At 73.3% G+C, this 13,873-nt stretch carries 14 protein-coding genes; 7 read left to right on the top strand and 7 right to left on the bottom strand.

What is annotated here, in order from left to right; translation table 11 throughout:
* The first annotated feature begins 28 nt into the window (after positions 1 to 28).
* Positions 29 to 1,945, top strand: a complete 1,917-nt coding sequence (locus tag ACGF3H_RS35590) for a TerD family protein (protein ID WP_362498471.1) — start codon at positions 29 to 31, stop codon at positions 1,943 to 1,945.
* 82 nt (positions 1,946 to 2,027) lie between these two features.
* On the opposite strand, the gene ACGF3H_RS35585 is transcribed toward ACGF3H_RS35590, so the two are convergent.
* The 3 genes from ACGF3H_RS35585 to ACGF3H_RS35575 are packed head-to-tail and all read right to left on the bottom strand — an operon-like array spanning position 2,028 to position 5,703.
* The gene (locus ACGF3H_RS35585; RefSeq protein WP_362498468.1) at positions 2,028 to 3,344 is read right to left on the bottom strand and encodes a M20/M25/M40 family metallo-hydrolase; all 1,317 of its coding nucleotides are present in this window, start codon (positions 3,342 to 3,344) and stop codon (positions 2,028 to 2,030) included.
* Positions 3,341 to 4,747: a cytosine permease gene (locus ACGF3H_RS35580; protein WP_362498466.1), complete on the bottom strand. Its 1,407-nt coding sequence runs from the start codon at positions 4,745 to 4,747 to the stop codon at positions 3,341 to 3,343. The genes ACGF3H_RS35585 and ACGF3H_RS35580 overlap by 4 nt, the downstream gene beginning before the upstream one ends.
* A gap of 2 nt (positions 4,748 to 4,749) precedes the next feature.
* Complete coding sequence (locus tag ACGF3H_RS35575; protein ID WP_362498463.1) at positions 4,750 to 5,703, bottom strand: DUF1177 domain-containing protein; 954 nt, start codon at positions 5,701 to 5,703, stop codon at positions 4,750 to 4,752.
* A gap of 111 nt (positions 5,704 to 5,814) precedes the next feature.
* Here ACGF3H_RS35575 and ACGF3H_RS35570 point away from each other — a divergent pair, with 111 nt between their 5' ends.
* The 3 genes from ACGF3H_RS35570 (at position 5,815) to ACGF3H_RS35560 (ending at position 8,838) form a co-directional block, all read left to right on the top strand.
* Positions 5,815 to 6,675, top strand: coding sequence for an IclR family transcriptional regulator (locus ACGF3H_RS35570; protein ID WP_362498460.1), 861 nt, complete (start codon positions 5,815 to 5,817; stop codon positions 6,673 to 6,675).
* Between the two features lie 51 nt (positions 6,676 to 6,726).
* Positions 6,727 to 7,452 carry a dipeptidase PepE gene (gene pepE / locus ACGF3H_RS35565; RefSeq protein ID WP_362498457.1) on the top strand — a complete coding sequence of 242 codons (726 nt, stop codon included), beginning with the start codon at positions 6,727 to 6,729 and terminating at the stop codon, positions 7,450 to 7,452.
* 546 nt (positions 7,453 to 7,998) lie between these two features.
* The gene (locus tag ACGF3H_RS35560; RefSeq protein WP_362498454.1) at positions 7,999 to 8,838 is read left to right on the top strand and encodes a lysozyme; all 840 of its coding nucleotides are present in this window, start codon (positions 7,999 to 8,001) and stop codon (positions 8,836 to 8,838) included.
* A gap of 33 nt (positions 8,839 to 8,871) precedes the next feature.
* On the opposite strand, the gene ACGF3H_RS35555 is transcribed toward ACGF3H_RS35560, so the two are convergent.
* Positions 8,872 to 9,594 (bottom strand): FAD binding domain-containing protein, encoded by a 723-nt coding sequence (locus ACGF3H_RS35555; RefSeq protein WP_362498451.1) that lies wholly within the window; start codon positions 9,592 to 9,594, stop codon positions 8,872 to 8,874.
* A 144-nt stretch (positions 9,595 to 9,738) separates the two neighbouring features.
* Positions 9,739 to 10,545 (bottom strand): alpha/beta fold hydrolase, encoded by an 807-nt coding sequence (locus tag ACGF3H_RS35550; protein WP_362498448.1) that lies wholly within the window; start codon positions 10,543 to 10,545, stop codon positions 9,739 to 9,741.
* Between the two features lie 246 nt (positions 10,546 to 10,791).
* Here ACGF3H_RS35550 and ACGF3H_RS35545 point away from each other — a divergent pair, with 246 nt between their 5' ends.
* The 3 genes from ACGF3H_RS35545 (at position 10,792) to ACGF3H_RS35535 (ending at position 12,991) form a co-directional block, all read left to right on the top strand.
* Entirely contained in the window at positions 10,792 to 11,592 is an 801-nt protein-coding gene (locus tag ACGF3H_RS35545; protein WP_362498446.1) for a thioesterase family protein, read from the top strand.
* Positions 11,593 to 11,689: 97 nt separating this feature from the next.
* Positions 11,690 to 12,295 (top strand): flavodoxin family protein, encoded by a 606-nt coding sequence (locus ACGF3H_RS35540; protein ID WP_362498443.1) that lies wholly within the window; start codon positions 11,690 to 11,692, stop codon positions 12,293 to 12,295.
* Between the two features lie 114 nt (positions 12,296 to 12,409).
* Positions 12,410 to 12,991 carry a DNA starvation/stationary phase protection protein gene (locus ACGF3H_RS35535; RefSeq protein ID WP_362498631.1) on the top strand — a complete coding sequence of 194 codons (582 nt, stop codon included), beginning with the start codon at positions 12,410 to 12,412 and terminating at the stop codon, positions 12,989 to 12,991.
* 51 nt (positions 12,992 to 13,042) lie between these two features.
* Here ACGF3H_RS35535 and ACGF3H_RS35530 read toward each other — a convergent pair whose 3' ends face one another.
* Positions 13,043 to 13,207, bottom strand: a complete 165-nt coding sequence (locus ACGF3H_RS35530) for a hypothetical protein (RefSeq protein WP_225631119.1) — start codon at positions 13,205 to 13,207, stop codon at positions 13,043 to 13,045.
* Positions 13,208 to 13,242: 35 nt separating this feature from the next.
* Positions 13,243 to 13,599 (bottom strand): PRC-barrel domain-containing protein, encoded by a 357-nt coding sequence (locus tag ACGF3H_RS35525; RefSeq protein WP_362498439.1) that lies wholly within the window; start codon positions 13,597 to 13,599, stop codon positions 13,243 to 13,245.
* Positions 13,600 to 13,873 lie beyond the last annotated feature (274 nt).

Here is a 13,873-nt window from a genome sequence, read left to right as displayed (position 1 = left end):
AGCGTGGACACGGCTCCATTCTTCCTCCATGTCTGTCACCTCAGCCGCTCCCGACTCCTCCCACCTGCGCGACCGCGCCTTCGCATGGGCACTGGTCGACGTGGAGACCTCCGGTCTCGTACCGCGCCGGGACCGGGTGCTGTCCGTGGCCGTGGTGACACTGGACGCGGACGGTGAACAGACCGGCGAGTTCTCGACGCTGCTGAACCCCGGTTGTGACCCGGGGCCGGTGCACGTGCACGGCCTGACGCCGGAGCGGTTGCGCGGCGCACCGGCCTTCGAGCAGGTGGCCGAGGACATCGCCGCGTTGTTGGAGGGCCGGGTGCTGGTCGCCCACAACGCCCAGTTCGACTACGACTTCCTCGCCCACGAGTTCGCGCGGGCCGGATTGCGGCTGCCCGTCGCCCGGCGGCTGTGCACCCTGGCCCTGAACCGTCGCGTGGACCCGCCGACCGACGACCTCAGGCTCGGCACGCTCGCCGCCCACTACGGCGTCCCGCAGGTGCGGGCGCACGACGCGCTCGACGACACGCGGGTGCTGGCCGGTGTGCTGCGGGCCTCGCTGCGGGAGGCGGCGCGACTGGACGTGCCGCTGCCGCTGGTGGCCTGCCCGCCCCGGCAGGATCCGCGGTTCGCGCCCAAGCCGCCGAAGACACCGTGCGCCTTCCGCAATCCTGGACGGCTCACCGCGGGCGGGCCGCTGGTGCAGGGCATGAAGATCGCCGTCACCGGGGAGACCCGGACCTCGCGGGCGGATCTGCTGCTGCGGGGCGCCGCGGCGGGGCTGAACATGATGACCTCCGTCAGCAGGCACACCAGCGCCCTGGTCACGAACGACCTCTCCACCGGCTCCGCAAAGGCCAGGCGTGCACTCGCCGAAGGCGTCCCGGTCATCGACGAGACGTCGTTCCTGGAGCTGCTCGGTGACGTGCGGGCCGGCACGCCGCACGAGGGCCCCGCCGCCGAGTCCCCCGCCGGCCCCGCCGCGGACCCGGCGGCACTGCCCGCCGTGCCGGCTCCCCGCGCGCCGGAGGCCGTCGAGGCCGTCGGCACGGGGCCCTCCCCCGCCGCGGGACCGGGGACGGGGGAGGTCGCCCCGGCGGGAGGCCCGAAGCCCGGCCGGCGGACCGGCAAGCCGCGCGGGCCGCTCACCGGTCGGCGGGTCCTCGTGCTCGGCGGCACCCACCCGGAGGCGGTGGCCGCACGCACCCGTGTCGTGGAACTCGGCGGCGCCGCCGCCATCAACCTGTCCGCCGGGGTCACCGACGTGGTCGTCCTCGACGGCGGTCGCACCGACCGCCGGCTGCCCCGGATCACCGCGCTGCACTTGCCCACCCACGACGCCGCGTGGCTGGTGGCACCGGTCGTCACCGCGACGCCGCAGACGGACGACCGGCGCGCGGCGGCCCACGTACTGCCGCGCGGCGGTGTCGTCGACCTGCCCCTGCAGAACGGGCGGGGCCCGGCGCACCGGTGGACGGTCACCGCGTCCTGGGCCCAGCAGACGCGGTGCGAGATCGACGTGGTCGCGTTCGTGCTGGACGAGGACGAGCAGGTGGCCTTCGACGAGGACTTCGTCTTCTACGGAGCCCCGGAGAACCCGGGTGGCACGGTGCGGCTGCTGAGCGACGGTCCGACCGAGCAGACGGTCAGCGTGGACCTCGTCACCCTGCCGCCCTCGGCCCGCAAGGTCGTGGTCGCCGCCGCCGTCGACGGCTCCCCCGCCTTCGGCGACGTCGGCGCCCTGCACATCGCCTCCGGCCCCGGCACCAGCGCGGCGGCCCTGGTGCAGGCCACGCTGGACGCCGCGACCACGGAGCGCACGATGCTGCTCGCCGAGATCTACCGGCGCGGTGAGAGCTGGCGTCTGCGAGCCGTGGGGCAGGGGTACGACCACGGGCTGGGCGCGCTCGCCCGGAGCTACGGCGTCGACATCGCGGACTGATCACCGCCGGCGGGCCGGGACGCGGAACGGCCCGGACCCGCCGTTCGCGGGGCCGGGCCGGACGGGAACGCCGAGGAAGTGCTCAGCAGTCCTGCCAGAGGCGGGTCATCACCCGCACCCCGAAGCGCAGGCCCTCCAGCGGCACGCGCTCGTCGACGCCGTGGAAGAGGCGGCCGTAGTCCAGGTCGGCCGGCAGCTTGAGGCCCTTGAAGCCGAAGCAGCGGACGCCGAGCTTGGTGAAGGCCTTGGCGTCGGTGCCGCCCGGGTTGCAGTACGGGACCGGGTGGCCGTCGGGGTCCTCGGCGCGTACCGCGGCGCACATGGCGTCGACGAGGGGGCCGTCGAAGCCCGTCTCCATCGCGATGTCGTGGTTGACCCACTCGCGGGACACCGAGGGCAGGAGCAGCGCGTCGATCGTGTCGATCAGCTCCTGTTCGTGGCCGGGCAGGAAGCGGCCGTCGACGCGGGCCGTCGCCCGGCCCGGGATGACGTTGGTCTGGTAGCCGGCCGTGAACATGGTCGGGTTGGCCGAGTTGCGGAGCACGACCTGCATGAAGTCGGCCACGTGACCCAGCTTGGCCAGCTCGGCGTCCAGGTCCTCCGCGTCGAGGTCGATGTCGACGCCCTGGAGGCGGGCGGCCTCGGCGAGCAGCGCCCGCACCGGTTCGATCAGCCGGACGGGGAAGGTGTGGCGGCCGATGCGGGTGAGGGACTCGGCGAGGTCGGTGACGGCGTTCTCGTCGTTGGGGGACGAGCCGTGCCCGGCGCGCCCGGTGGCCGTCAGCTCCATCCAGGCCATGCCGCGCTGGGCGTTCTCGATCGGGTACAGGCGCCGGGTGTCGTCCAGGGCGTAGCTGAAGCCGCCGCCCTCGCCGATCGCCTCGGTGACCCCGGCGAACAGCTCGGGCCGGTGCTCGACCAGCCAGTGGGCGCCGAACTTCCCGCCGGCCTCCTCGTCGGCGAGGAAGGCGAGGACGATCTCGCGGGCGGGCCGGGTGCCGGTGCGGGCGAAGTGGCGGGCGGTGGCCAGCATGACGGCCACCGTGTCCTTCATGTCGATGGCGCCGCGCCCCCACAGGTAGCCGTCGCGGATCTCGCCGGAGAACGGGGGCACCTGCCACTCGGCCGCGTCGGCGGGGACGACGTCGAGGTGGCCGTGGACCAGCAGGGCACCGCGCTCGGGGTCGCTGCCCGGGATGCGGGCGACGACGTTGGCTCGGCCGGGGGCGCTCTCCACCAGCTGGGAGTCGATGCCCACCTCGGAGAGCCGGGCCACGACCCACTCGGCGCAGGCGCGCTCGTCGCTGGTGGGGTTGGAGGTGTCGAAGCGGATCAGCTCCGCGCACAGGTCGACGACTTCGCGCTGTGCTTCGCCGGAAGCCGGGACGGGGGTGCTCATGGTGCTCCTACGGGGGCCGTGCCGGGGGTGGCCGGCGACGGCTCGGTGGGGTCTGCGGGACGGTCGTCCAGGGTGGTGGTGCCGTACGTCCTGATCCAGCCGGCGAGGCCGAGGACGCAGTAGAGGACGAAGGCGGCCAGCAGGGAGTTGAGGGCGGGGATGCCGCCGTCGTAGAACTTGCCGACGCAGAAGGCGGCCGCCCAGATGACCAGGGACATGGGCACCCAGGTCGGCGAGGTGGCGGGCAGGGTCCCGGCCTCGCGGGTGGCGTCAAGGGGCGCGCGCATGCGGCGCACCACCCAGTACTCGGCGACGATGATGCCGCCCACCGGCGGGATGGCGACGCCCAGCACGGACAGGAAGTCGGTGAAGTGGGTCATGATGCCGACGGCGGACAGCAGGGTGCCGGCGACGCCGAGGGCGATGGCGACCGCGCCGCGGTGCAGGCGCTTGCCGAAGACGACCTGGAAGAAGTTGACGACGCCGAGCGAGGAGCCGTACAGGTTCCAGTCGTTGATCTTCGCGGTGGACATCAGGACGACGAGGACGCCGAAGACGCCGGAGGTGGAGAGCACGATCTGCGAGACCTGGCCGCTTCCGACCATGTGGCCGAGCAGGACACCGGTCAGGCCGACGATGTACTCGGAGAGGATCATCGACGCGGCGCTCTGCAGGAAGACGTGGCCGCCCTTGCGGTTGTAGCGGGTCATCTCCGGGGAGACGATCGCGCCGGTCATGTAGCCGCCCGCGATGGCGGTCGCGGCGACGGAGAGCGGGATGGCCTGGCCGGGCGCCGGGGAGTGGATCAGCTCGGACAGCGAGTGCTCGCTCAGGGCGTCGGTGACCGACCAGGCGACCATGGCGAAGAACAGCGGGGTCACGATCTTCGCGAAGACGGCCATGTACCGGAAGCCGAAGATCACCAGGACGGTGATGGCGGCACCGGCGACCAGGCACCACAGCCAGGACGGGCCGCCGACCAGCGAGGAGACGCTGTCGCCGAAGATCGTGTTCTGGACGCCGAACCAGCCGACGAGGCTGACCGAGATGACGAGGCTGACCAGGGCGGAGCCGTTGCGGCCGAAGCCCGCCCAGCGGGTCAGCAGGGGCGTCGCGAGTCCCTCGCGCATGCCGGCCAGGCCGATGGCGAAGATCACGACTTCCAGGATCACCGCGCCGAGCGTGAACGCGAGGAACGCGTCACCGAAGGACATGCCGACGCCGATGGTGGCGCCGAGGGTGAACTGCGAGATGGAGCCGGACTGCGCGAGCCACTGGAGCAGCATCGTCCAGAAGCCGAGGCGCTTGTCGCGCGGGACGCGGGACAGGGCGTAGTCGTCGCTGCCGACGGTTCTGGCGCCGCCCGTCTCCGATGCCGCGGCGGTGTTCTTGTGCGCGGCCATGGTCAGGACTCCTTGGGGACGCGGCCGAAGGTCTGCAGGTGGGCCAGTGAGCCGTAGCGGGACACCAGCGAGGCGAACTCCACGTCGTCGTGGAACTCCAGGCGTCCGCCGCCGTAGGCCTTGGCGGTCTCGACGGCGAACCGGGCCGCCGCCGCGATGTCGGTCTCGTGGCTGGCGCCCGTCTGGCAGCCGGGCACCGCCGCCGCGGAGGTGATCGCGAGGCCGACGACCGGGGCGGGCGTCGCCGTGGCCGGCTGCAGGATCGAATTGATGTGATGTACACCGTTACCGTACGGGGTGATGTCCTGCGTGGTCACCGGGTAGGTGACCAACGGCTCACCGCTCACCACCGCCAGCAGCTCGCCGAGCTGCTCGCTCACCTTGAGCACCCAGCCCTCCTTGACGGTGGGCGACAGGGCGAGGCCCTTGTGGTTGATGATCCGGTTGCCCTTGGTGGTGTCGATGGAGAGCACCGCCTCCATCTCGCCGGTGACCTCGTGCCGGTTCATGGTCGCGATGTCCACCGGCGAGTCCATGAAGGGCACCGGGTCGTGCGGTGCGGTCGGCGCGTCGGGGCAGATGTGCGTCGCGACGATCACGTCACCGTCGAGGACGTCGCCGCGGCGGCGCATGTCGAGCAGCTTGGCGGCGGCGGCCAGGGCCGCGACGGCGCCGTCGGCGTCGGAGACCAGGCCGGTCGCCTCGGGCCGCGCCCCGACGCCGCCGAGCCTGCCCACCACTCCGAGGGTGCGGGCCGGTCCGCCGCGGGTGCGGCCGTCGCGGCCCGGGATCCGGACGAGCACGAAGTCCGTCGAGCCGCGTTCGCCGGAGACGGTGGTGACCTCGGCGCCGGAACCCTCGGGGCCCGCGACGGAGTCGAGGTGGGCGGCGACGCGCTTGCCGTCGACGGCGGGATCGTCCAGCAGGTCCACGAGGTCCAGGACGTACTTCAACATGGGCAGTTCTCCTGATCCGCACCCGGGGGCGGTGCTGACAGCAGGTTCCGGACCCGTTAACGTTCTCCGCAACTGTTTCCCGTTATCTGCAATCGCCGTCTGCATGGCGAGATGAGGCGGGAGACCGGCGAGCGAGTGAGAGGAGCTGCCGTGACGGGTCAGCCCGACGACCGGAAGACACCGGCCGGGGCCCTGCAGACCGTCGACCGCGCCCTGCTGGTCCTGCTGGCGTTCGAGCGCTCGCGGCCCGACTGGGGCGTGACGGAGATCGCCACCGAGTTCGGCTGGGACACCTCGGTGGCCCAGCGTCTGCTCTCCACGCTCGCGGGACGCGGCTTCCTGGTCTCCGACCCGGCGACCCGCCGGTACCGGATCGGCCCGGCCGCGCTGCGCCTGGGCCGGCTCTGGGAGCGCTCCGGGTCCCTGGAACTGCTCGCGGAACCGGTGCTCCAGGAGCTGCGGGCGACGACGGGCGACACGGTGCTGTTCTGCCTGCCCGACAGCTTCCACATGCGCTGCGTGGCGGCCGTCGAGGGCGAGGAGGGGCCGCTGCGCTACTACCCGCTGGTCGGCGAGCTGTACCCGGCGCACGCCGGCGCCACCAGCAAGTCGTTCTACGCCTTCCTGGCCGACGACCAGCGCCACCGGCTGTTCCGGGGCCGCCCCATGGCACGCTTCACCGAGCGCACGGTCACCGATCCCGACCAGCTCGAGCGCGAGTTCCGCCAGGTGCGCGCGCAGGGCTACGCCTGGACGGTCGGCGAGTACGACGCGGGCATCGGCACCGTCGCCGTGCCGGTCTTCCTCGGCTCCGAGCCGTACGGCAGCCTGAGCCTCGGCGCCGCGAAGGAGCGCTTCCCCGAGGGGCCCGAGGACCGGCTCGACGCGCTGCGCCGGGCCGCCCGGCTGCTGGAGCGGCGGCTGACGCATCCGCCGCAGCCGCACCGCCGCCCGCGTTCCCGCACCGCCTGACCCACCTGACCCACCTGACCCACCGATCCACCCCGTGAAGAGGTCGACCCCGTGAATCTGCTGCTCCTGTCCAACTCCACCCAGTACGGCCGCGGCTACCTGGAACACGCCCTCGGCACCGTCACCGGCTTCCTGCCCGCCGGGGCCCGGCTGGCCTTCGTGCCCTACGCCCTCGCCGACCACGACGCCTACACCGCCAAGGTCCGCGACGCGCTCGCCGGTGAGGGCATCGAGGCGCGGGGCGTGCACGAGGGCGGCGACCCGGTCGCGCGGCTGGGCGAGGCGGACGCGGTGTTCGTCGGCGGCGGCAACTCCTTCCGGCTGCTGAGCGCGCTGTACCGCACGGGACTGCGCGAGGCGCTGACCGAGGCCGTGGCGGGCGGGCTGCCCTACATGGGGGCCAGCGCGGGCACCAACATGGCCGCGCCGTCGCTGCGGACCACCAACGACATGCCGATCGTCGAGCCTCCGTCCTTCGAGGCACTCGGCCTGGTCCCGTTCCAGATCAACCCGCACTACCTCGACCCGGACCCGGCCTCGACGCACAAGGGCGAGACCCGTGAGGAGCGGCTGACGGAGTTCCTGGAGGAGAACGACGTACCGGTGCTGGGCCTGCGGGAGGGCTCCTGGCTGCGGGTCGACGGCGGCCGGGCCGTGCTCGGCGGCGAACGCGACGCCCGGCTGTTCCGGCGCGGCACGGCACCGCGGGAGCTCGCGACGGGTTCGGACGTGTCCGAGCTGCTGCGGGTCCGGGCCGCGTTCGACACCCGCGCCTGACCACGACGACGCCGGAGGCCCGCAGCGGGCCTCCGGCGCACACCACGCGGCTGACCGCGTCGGTTCGGCTCCTGCTCGGCGGCGTCGCCGCCCTCGTACGCGGCGACCTCCTGCGGGGCGGCGGTCCCGCGGGCCCGGACCAGGGCCCGGTGGCGGCCGAAGTCCGCGCGCCCGGCGGCGGAGCGTGCGGCCGACGCGGACGTGGAGTTGCCGGAGGAGCACCTGCGGCGCTTGAGCGACGCGTGCGGTGACGTCACCGCCTTCATCGACGCCGACCTCGGAGGGCCGGCGCACGGCTGCGCGCCTCCGTGGACGGCGACGGCTGAGCCGGTCCGCCGTCGGGGGACGGGACGGCCGGGGCGCAAGGGGCGGCGGCCGCGCTGACCCGCCGGGACGCCGGGGCCCAACGGCTCCCTGCAGCGCGGCAGTCGACGACCACGGTTGCCCCTGCCCGCCGGTGCGCGGCCGGGCCGGGACGCCGCGCCCCCACGCCGTCCGGGTGAGTGTGAGATGCGGTGCGGCGCGACAGCGGATCGGATGGGACGCATGCGCAGACCCATAGCCGTGGCTACACGCCACTCACGCCTGCTCACGTCAGGCGTCGCCCTCGCCACCCCGTCCCTCCTCCTCGCCCTGTGCGCCGCGCCCGCCTCGGCCGACGCGTCCGGCGGCGGTACACCCGTCCGCGGTACGGCCTACATGGGCCGTGGCGTGCTGGCCCACGAGGGCGTGCAGGGAGTGCCCGCCGACACCAGGGCCACGCAGACCGAGGGCGTGGACGTCTCCAGCCATCAGGGCAACGTCGCCTGGTCGACCCTCTGGAACAGCGGCGTGCGGTGGACCTACGTGAAGGCCACCGAGGGCACGTCCTACCGCAATCCCTACTACTCGCAGCAGTACGGCGGTTCGTACGACGTCGGCATGATCCGCGGCGCGTACCACTTCGCCACGCCGGACACCGCCGGCGGCGCCGCCCAGGCCGACTACTTCGTCGACCACGGCGGCGCCTGGTCCAAGGACGGCAGGACACTGCCGGGCGTCCTGGACATCGAGTACAACCCGTACGGCGCCACCTGCTACGGCAGGACGGCGAGTCAGATGGTCGGCTGGATCAAGGACTTCCTCGACCGGTACAAGGCGCGCACCGGCCGGCACGCCGCCATCTACACCTCCACCAACTGGTGGAAGCAGTGCACCGGCAACTACAGCGGCTTCGGCTCCACGACACCGCTCTGGGTCGCCCGGTACGCCTCGGCGGTGGGCGAACTTCCGGCCGGCTGGGCCTTCCACACCATGTGGCAGTACACCTCGACCGGGCCGACCGTCGGGGACCACGACAAGTTCAACGGCGCGCTGGACCGCGTCAAGGCGCTCGCCAACGGCTGAGCCGGGTCACGGAGCGGCCGGCCGGCCGAGGCGTCAGCGGCCGGCCGGATCCGCGAGAACACCGGCGACCTGCCGGCGCACCACCTCCCGCGCCTGCGGCGCAAGCGCGCCGACGTCCGTTCGTTCCAGGGCGCCGAGGGCCTGGTCGGCCCCGTCGTCGCAGGCGGTGGTCCCCATGAGCACGTCGTAGCCGTCACGGACGGCCACCCGCAGGTGGTGCCGGCCCTCGGCGTCGGCGTGCACGGCGGTGGCGACCACCAGGGGTGGCGGGCCGCCGGCTTCGGCGGGCTGCTTGTGGTAGGCGCCGGCCACGGGGGTGCGCCAGTGCAGGGCGAGCAGCAGATGACGCTTCGCCACGACCTCGTTCAGGTCGGTCTCGTAGACCCCGTCGGAGCCCAGTACGGTGGCGTGCGCGTCCAGGACGAGGGCGGCGGGGAGCAGGCAGCGCAGGCTGCTGCCGACGAGGTTGCCGCCGACCGTGGCCGTCCGGCGCACGGCGCCGGTGCCCACGGAACCGGCCGCCCGGCGCAGCACCTCCGGCACCCGGTCGTCGACCTGGTGCAGCACCACGGCTCCGCCCAGCGTCCCGGGCCCGATCGCGGTCGCCTCCGGAAGGTTGCGCAGTGACATGGCCTGCTCCGGGAAGCCGTCCCGCTGCCAGGTGGCCCACACGAGTGTGGCCCCGCCGATGGGCACCGCCCCGTCTGCCATGCACTCCTGTGCCTCGGTCACGGACGTGGGCAGACGCAGCAGCACGGCGATCGACCTGCTTTCCCGGGAAGTCGGCGGTCCTGTCGTATTGTCGGCACGGCCGCAGGGGCGCGTACAGGGCTCATACTCGGTCGGCGTGCGCCCTTCGCGCGCCGGAGCGCCACCGGCTCGACGAACGCCGCCCGCCGGTCAGGCCACCTGCTCGGCGAGGAAGTCCAGCAGGACGGCGTTGAAGCGGCCGGGCTGTTCGGCGCCGGGGAGGTGGCCCGCCTTCTCGATGACGGCCAGTGCGGCGTGCGGGACGAGGCGGTGGATGGCCTCGGCCTCCGCGACCGGGGTGTAGACGTCGTCCGCGCCGACGACGATCAGCACCGGTGCCCTCACGCCGGCCAGGACGTCCCGGTAGTCGGGGCGCTCGGCCCGCCCGCGCAGGGCCGCCGCGGCACCGCGCGGATCGGTGGCGCACATCATCGCCAGGACCCGTGCGGCCACGTCCGGCATCGCGGTGACGTTGTAGCCGGCGAGCATCTTGTCGATGACCTCGTGCGCGTAGCCGTCCATGCCCTCGGCGAGCAGCCGGTCGGCCAGCCGGTTGCGGAACACCTTGCCCTCGGCGGTCTCCGCGGGAGCGGAGGTGTCGGAGAGGACGAGGGCCCGCAGGCGCCGTGGGTGGCGCAGCTGGAACTCCATGGTGATCTGGCCGCCCATGGAGACGCCGCCGACCACCGCCCGCTCGATGCCCAGGTGGTCCAGCAGCGCGGCGAGGTCGTCGGCGAAGTCGGCGAGGAGGACCTTGCCGGGGGTCACCTCGCTGCGGCCGTAGCCGCGGAGGTCGGGTGTGACGACGCGGTGGCCGGCCGCCGTCAGGGCCGTGACCTGGGGGGCCCACAGGGTCCGGTCGAAGGGGTGCCCGTGCACCAGGAGGACGGGGAGTCCGGTCGGGGGACCGGCGTCGTCGTAGCAGATCGTGGCGCCGCGCACGGTTGCGGAGTTCATTCCGGGACCCTAACTCCTGTGCCGCGACGGGACGGAGCGATGAGACGCCCCGGTGACGGCACCCGCGCTCAGGGCGGGTCCGCGCCCTCGCACGCACCGGCGGGGTAACCCCGCGTCCATGTGCGTGGCCACGGCACGTACCGTCGTGACCCGGCGGGAGGGGAGCCGGCCGCCGGCAGCCCGGCCCCCTTCGTCCGTCCCGCCCGCACCGCCCCGCCGAACCGTCAGCCCGGAAGGTGAGACCTCTTGAGCACCGGCAGTTACTTCGAGCCCATCGACGAGCACCGCTACAAGCCGACCTGTCACGCGGGCGGGGCGTGGGACCCCGACGAGCAGCACTTCAGCCCGCTCGGCGGTCTCGTCGTCCACGCCGTCGAGCGCCACCTCGCCTCGCGGCCCGGCCCCGTCCCGCTCCTGTCCCGGATCAGTTTCGACATCCTGGGCCGGCTCGCCCTCGACGAGTGCGACATCCGGGTGGAGACCCTGCGCCCCGGCCGCACCATCGAACTCGTCGAGGCCGTCGTCCGCATCGCCGGCCGCCCCGTCGTGCGGGCCCGCTCCTGGCTCCTCGCCTCGGGGGACACCACCGCGGTCGCCGGCGGCGGCGGCGCGCCGCTCGCCCCGCCGCAGACGCTCGAGCCCTGGCCGATGAGCTCCCTGTGGCCCGGTGGGTACATCGCTTCCCTGGACGTCCGCCCGCTGGGTCCCCCGCGGCCCGGCCGCACCACGGCGTGGATCTCCACGGGCCTCGACCTGGTCGCCGGGCAGACCGCGAGCCCGCTCGCGTCCTACGTCGCCCTCGTCGACACCGCGAACGGCATCGCCGTACGGGAGTCACCGACCGCCTGGATGTTCCCCAACGTCGACCTCACCGTCCACCTCCACCGCCGGCCCGAGGGCCGCTGGACCGGGCTGGACACCACCGTGGTCTTCGGACCGACCGGCCAGGGCATCACCAGCACCGTCCTGCACGACCTCACGGGCCCGGTCGGGCACGCCCAGCAGATACTCACCGTCCGTCCGCTGCCGGGCGCCGACGGCGCCTGAGGGGAACCGGCGCAGCGGCGGCTCCCGGGTGCGGCATGCGGGTGAAGGCCGGGCCGGTGCGTCGGCCGGCCGCGCCGCCGGGGGAAGAGAGGGACTCATGCGCGCACTCGTCATCAACTGCACCCTCAAGCCGTCGCCACAGCCGTCCAACACCGAGGCCCTCGCCGCCACGGTCATCGCCTCCCTGAAGGGGCACGGGGTGGAGGTGGACGTCGTACGGGCCGTCGACCTGAATCTCAAGCCGGGTGTGGCGACCGACATGGGCGACGGCGACGAATGGCCGGGGGTGCACGAGAAACTGCTGGCGTCGCAGATCCTGATCATGGCGTCGCCGACGTGGCTCGGCCGCCCCTCGTCGGTGGCCCAGCGCGTCCTCGAACGCATGGACGCGATGCTCAGCGAGACCGACGACGAGGAGCGCCCCGTCGCCTACAACCGCGTCGCCGGGGTGCTGGTCACCGGCAACGAGGACGGCGCCCACCACGTCATCAGCGAGATCAACGGCGCGCTCGGCGACATCGGTTTCACCGTCCCCGGCCAGGCCTGGACGTACTGGCACCTCGGCCCCGGCCCCGGGCCCGACTACCTGGACGACGAGCGCGGCCACGACTGGTCGACCTCGACGGGCAGGGCCATGGCGTCCAACCTCGTCCACGCGGCGCGCGCGCTCGCCGCGACGCCCTTGCCGGCGCCGCCGTCCTGACCCCCTCCGGGCGTGCCCTCGAAGGGAGACGTCCGATGATGTCTGCCGCCGCCGAAGCGGGGCATTCGTGCAGGTGCAATGCCGTACACGACGAAACGGGAGCTGAAGCCCGCCATGACGCACGACCTGACCCCGAAGTACACGGTCCCCGGCATCGAGCGCGAGGCCGCCGGACGGCTGATCGGCGTGCTGCGCCTGCGCCTGCACGCGCTCAACGACCTGCACCTCACGCTCAAGCACGTCCACTGGAACGTCGTGGGGCCGCACTTCATCGCCGTGCACGAGATGATCGACCCGCAGGTCGACCAGGTGCGCGAGATGGCGGACGACGTCGCGGAGCGCATCGCCGCGCTCGGCGGGGTGGCCCAGGGGACGCCCGGGGCCCTGGTCTCCGAGCGGAAGTGGGACGACTACTCCATCGGCCGGGCCGACGCCATCGCCCACCTGGGTGCACTCGACGTGGTGTACACCGGCGTGATCGAGGGCGTGCGCGCCGCCGTGAAGGAGGCCGGTGAGATCGACCCCGCCACGGAGGACCTGCTGATCGGGCAGCTGCGCGACCTGGAGCAGTTCCAGTGGTTCGTCCGGGCCCACCTGGAGACCGCCGGGGGCACCCTGGCGACGGGCAGCGCGGAGTCCGAGGCGGAGGGCGCCGAGCGGGGCTCGGACCTCGCCCGCGGCCAGAGCGGACGGTGATGCGCCGGGGGGCCCGGCCGCGTCGGGGCGATGCGGCCGGGCCCCGGGTGCTCAGCGCGCGGGCCCGCCCCGGCGTCCGAGGCGCACCCCGACCAGGACCAGGTCGACGATCAGGACGGCGACGCCGATGACGAACAAGTAGAACAGTCCCTCGGCGGCCACCCCGATCACCCCCAGGACGAGCGCCACCAGCAACAGCAGGAGGAACAGGCTCACGGTCGTCTCCCCTCAGGACGGGTTCCCGGGACGGCTCAGCGCCGGGCCAGCCGGCGTTCGCCGCGGCTGCCCTGCTCGTAGGGCAGGTCGTAGTGGGCGAAGACCGCGCTCTCCGCCTCGGCCGCGAGTTCACCGTCCGGGTCGATCCCGGGAGCGGACTTGACCAGCCCCTTCTCGTAGGTGACCTTCAGGTAGTCCGGGCCCACGGTGGCCTTCTCCAGCGGGACGAACACCAGTCGGCGGCGGGTCGGGAGCCCGATCGTGACCGCCGCGAACGCGGGCCGGTCGGTGACGGTGTCGACATAGATGGACTCCAGACTTCCGATCCTGTGACCGCCGCCGTCGACCACGTCTCGGCCACGCCAGTCACGAATGTTGTCAGCCTCGAACATTTCTCGTCCTCCCTTCCCAGGACACACTCCCCCTGTCTTGTTCCCCGCTTCGTGCCCGAGTCGCATGGTTTGTCCTCACTCCACGGTGGTCCGTTTCCCCTCGGCCCGGCACACCCGTGAAAGGCGCAGGTGTGCGAGTCGTGGGCCGGGGTAGGCGCTGTCTCGTCGGCCGGCAAGGAACAATGACGGGGCCGACGGAGAGGGAGGGCACATCATGGTGACGACGACCGCACCGACCGCCGAGCGCACGGTCACGGGCATGCCGGAGATCGCG

Source organism: Streptomyces sp. NPDC048185 (assembly GCF_043202495.1).
In the GTDB taxonomy this organism is placed as follows: Bacteria; Actinomycetota; Actinomycetes; order Streptomycetales; family Streptomycetaceae; genus Streptomyces.
Note: the sequence above shows the minus strand (reverse complement) of the source record. Positions and strands in the feature narration are given on the sequence as shown.